This is a genomic window from Bacillus sp. P14.5 (assembly GCF_003316765.1).
GTDB lineage: Bacteria > Bacillota > Bacilli > Bacillales > Bacillaceae_B > Rossellomorea.
This window is the reverse complement of sequence record NZ_NIJF01000043.1, coordinates 1-3,318: the sequence shown is the minus strand read 5'-3', so window position 1 is coordinate 3,318 and position 3,318 is coordinate 1. Positions and strand designations below refer to the sequence as shown.

General features: G+C 55.6%; 4 protein-coding genes. 1 reads left to right on the top strand and 3 read right to left on the bottom strand.

The genetic code is table 11. From position 1 onward, the window contains the following. Window positions 1–846: SDR family oxidoreductase (locus B9Z54_RS05140; RefSeq protein ID WP_162785098.1), on the bottom strand; the 846-nt coding region annotated here is incomplete at its 3' end. A gap of 147 nt (window positions 847–993) precedes the next feature. Here B9Z54_RS05140 and B9Z54_RS05135 point away from each other — a divergent pair. Further along, window positions 994–1,428 carry an Rrf2 family transcriptional regulator gene (locus B9Z54_RS05135; RefSeq protein ID WP_113927414.1) on the top strand — a complete coding sequence of 145 codons (435 nt, stop codon included), beginning with the start codon at window positions 994–996 and terminating at the stop codon, window positions 1,426–1,428. Between the two features lie 21 nt (window positions 1,429–1,449). Here the strand turns inward: B9Z54_RS05135 and B9Z54_RS05130 are convergent, their stop codons facing one another. Further along, on the bottom strand, window positions 1,450–2,286 hold the full coding sequence (locus B9Z54_RS05130) for a Cof-type HAD-IIB family hydrolase (protein ID WP_205207673.1): 837 nt from the start codon (window positions 2,284–2,286) through the stop codon (window positions 1,450–1,452). A gap of 145 nt (window positions 2,287–2,431) precedes the next feature. Then, window positions 2,432–3,313: an AraC family transcriptional regulator gene (locus tag B9Z54_RS05125; protein WP_113927415.1), complete on the bottom strand. Its 882-nt coding sequence runs from the start codon at window positions 3,311–3,313 to the stop codon at window positions 2,432–2,434. Window positions 3,314–3,318 lie beyond the last annotated feature (5 nt).

Sequence of the window (3,318 nt, the reverse complement as noted above, 5' to 3'; positions counted from 1 at the left end):
GAGCTTTTGAAGCGCCTCTTTGAGCGGCGTCACCGGACGACCGAGCAATAGCTCGAAATCGTTCGACTCGACTTCAAGCGAACCGTTACGGATGCTGTCTTGAATGCCGACGACGATCGGGATGGCGCCTTCCGGCACCCCGGCGCCGCGCATGACACCGGCGTAAGCGTCCAAGCTCACTTCTTGGAGTGTGACTTCGCGGCCGAGCACGTCGCTGAGCGCCTCGACGAGTTCGGCTTGTGTATGGAGCGGGCCGGACAATTCGAAGATGTCTTGCTCGAAATCGTCCGCGATGAGCACGTTCGCTGCCGCTTCAGCGTAATCGTCTTGCAGCGCCCAACCGACTTTGCCGTCACGGGCCGCCGTCACCCAAGGTGCACCGGCGAGCACGCCTTGGATGCTGCCGAGTTCGTTCTCTAAGTACCAGTTGTTGCGCAGGAACGCATGCGGAATCTCTGTGCGCTCGATTGCGCCTTCTGTCTCGACGTGTGGTGGTGCCATCAGGTTTTGACTATCTGTCGCATCGGCGAGGCTCGTATAGGCGATGAACGAAACGCCCGCCCGTTCGGCCGCCTCGACTGCGTTCGCATGTTGCCGGATGCGTGTGTCGTTGTCGCCGTCCGCCGAGATGATGAGCAACCGCTCGATTCCTTTGAACGCTTCATCGAGCGTTTCTGGCTTGTCGAAGTCGCCGTGACGCACGTCGACGCCTTTCGCTTTCAGTGCTTCTGCTTTTTCAGGGTTACGTACACTGACCGCGAGTTCACTTGCTGGTACTGTCTTCAATAAGACATCGACGATTTTCGAGCCAAGTTTTCCGGTTGCACCTGTGACTAAGTATTTCATGATTCATTTCCTCCCTTTAACCTGTAATTGAATTAGTTACATGTAATCATAATAGTTACAGCATCTTCGTTTGTCAATTGTTTGTTCCCTGTTATACTAAAGATGTAACCAATTCGCTTACACGACTATGCAGAAAGGTGGTGGCCTATGTCCATCAGTAGCCGTTTCTCGGTCGGCATTCACATCCTGACGTTGATCGAGGTCAACAAGGACGGCGTCACCTCGTCTGACTTTTTGGCCGGCAGCGTCAACACGAACCCGGCCTTGATTCGAAAAATCATGGCCATGTTGAAAAAAGCCGACTTGATTGAAGTGAAGCCCGGCGTCGCCGGAGCCAAACTCACCAAAGAATTGACCGAAATCTCGCTCTATGACGTCTATCGCGCCGTCAGTGTCGTCGAGGAGAACGAGCTGTTCAACATCCATGACAATCCGAATCCTGAGTGTCCCGTCGGCCAACATATCCAAGCGACGATCGAGCCAATCTTTATCCACGCCCAATCGGCAATGGAATCCGTGTTGAAGCACGTGACCCTCGCCGATGTCGTGAACGATGTCGCAACGAAAAGCCAAGCAACCTGAAGAGAGGTTTCTTGGCTTTTTTCAGATAAGTCGATACTTCTTGAAACTATTGGCCAGCCCGTCCTGATCACACGCGTCTGTCACGTCGTCCGCGACGCGTTTGACCTCGGGCTTGGCGTTCCCCATCGCGACACCGACCTCGACATATTCGAGCATCTCGATGTCGTTCAGTCCGTCCCCGTAGGCGAACGTCTGCGTCCGATCGAGTCCTAAATGATCGAGCAACGTCGCGATTGCCGTCGCTTTGTTGACGCCCGGGATGGACAGCTCGCCGCTGTTGGCACCAAATACGGCGACCGTGCTCGGGATGACAGTGAAGCGAGATGCGAACTCTTGTTGGATAACATCGAGCGGGACGGATGAGCCGAGGAACGAGATTTTATTGACGTCAGGACGGACGAGGTCGACCCCTTCGGTCATCGCGTCATGGAACGGCTTCAAACCGCGCTCAATCGTCGCACTCGCCTCTGGGTTGTTCGCCATCAAGTCGTCGATGAGCGTTGCAATCCGCGCCTTGGCGTTACCACCGGCGAATAAGCCGTCGTTCGACTCGAGATAAAAATCGATGCCATGCTCGGTGAAGAAGGAGATGAGATGGCTCAAATCATCGACGGAGACTTGTTGATGGAACAATACTTCCTCCTCGAGCTCGATATAACCCCCGGCCGCCCCGATAATGCCGTCAAAGCCGACGTCAAGAATGTCAGGGAACAGTTCCGCCTTCGATCGCCCTGTCGACAAGAAGACGAGATGGCCGTTCTGTCGCGCCTGTCGAACGGCCTCTTTGGCCGATACCGGGATATTGCCATGGTCATCGACGAGCGTGCCGTCGACGTCTAGAAAGATGATGTGTCGCATAATATCCTCCTTTTTTGTCCTGAATACAAGAAAAACCTAAACCAGACGCAACGCGAGCGCCCGGTTTAGGTTTTGCCTGCTGATTCAGTAACAATCCTACAATATATGGCTTCCCCTTCACTATACGCCTGGCTTGAAGCAACTGTCAAAGCTGTCGTTGCTGCCGCACGTCGGCCCGTGGCGACAGCCCGAACAACCGGGCATACTCGCGGCTGAACTGCGATTGACTCTCGTAGCCGACCTGGAACGCCGCCTCGCCCACGTCCGTCGCCTGCATGAGCAGCAACCGTCTCGCCTCTTGGAGCCGTAACTGCTTTTGGAACTGGAGCGGGCTCATCGCTGTGACTTCCTTGAAATGACGGTGGAGCGTTGAGACGCTCATATTGGCGACTCGAGCCAACTCTTCACTTCGAATCGTCTCGTTGAAGTTTTCGATGATGTGATCGATGACGCGCTTGATCCGGAACGCCTGACTTCCCTCGAACGCCAACTGCCGCAGCATCTCCCCATTCGACCCTTGCGCCACCCAATACAGGAGCTCGCGCTTATAGAGCGGCGCGAGTGACACATGATTCGGTGTGTCGACGAGACGGGCGAGCCGGAGCGCGACATCGAACAACGTCTCGTCGGCATCGGCGATATACATGCCCCGCCTCACGTCACACGGCTCGGTCAGTTCGACGTCCCCTACGGCATCGATCAAGTCGTCAATCGTCAACTCGAGTTTCAGCGCCACGTATGGGACGTCTGCGCTCGCTTTCGTCACTTGGCCCGTCACAGGCAAGTCGACCGAGGCGACGAGGTAATGCCCGCCTTCGTAGACGAGCCGCTCGTCGCCGAACAACATCTCTTTCCCACCCTGCAGGATTAGGCAAAATGACGGTTCATTGACGCGAGTGATCGGCTCGGTCACCATCGATTCATGGATGAACGTCATCGCCGGAACGATTGTCGGATGCCGCCCCGTCCCCGGTATGTGTCGTGTAATGACGTCAATCAGTTGCAGTCGTGTCTCGATGTCGTTCACCCTCC